We start from the raw sequence: 415 nt of genomic DNA, 5'->3' as shown, positions 1-415 counted from the left end.
TTCGGCAGCCTTGGGGCTTTATAACTCTCGTATTGTAAAACTCATCAACAAAAAAGGACAGTTAAAGTCGTCTGTGATTATTGATGAGCTCCCAACGATTTATTTTCGTGGGTTAGATAATTTGATTGCCACAGCAAGGAGTAACAAAGTGGCGGTGTGTTTAGGTTTTCAAGACTTTTCACAACTAACAAGGGATTATGGCGATAAAGAAAGTAAGGTAATTCAAAATACAGTGGGCAATATTTTCAGTGGGCAGGTTGTGGGTGAAACAGCGAAAACCTTGTCCGAGCGTTTCGGTAAAGTCTTACAAAAACGCCAAAGTATGACCATTAACCGAAGTGATAAATCGACTTCGATTAGTACACAAATGGATAGTTTGATACCACCGAGTAAAATATCGAACCTTACACAAGGA

General features: G+C 39.3%; 1 protein-coding gene. It reads left to right on the top strand.

Annotated features, from left to right (window positions below; translation table 11 throughout):
- Positions 1-415: TraM recognition domain-containing protein (locus VQ048_RS12710; protein ID WP_327611990.1), on the top strand; the 415-nt coding region annotated here is incomplete at both ends.

Source organism: Bergeyella anatis (genome assembly GCF_036016955.1).
In the GTDB taxonomy this organism is placed as follows: Bacteria; Bacteroidota; Bacteroidia; order Flavobacteriales; family Weeksellaceae; genus JAYWXI01.
Note: the sequence above shows the minus strand (reverse complement) of the source record. Positions and strands in the feature narration are given on the sequence as shown.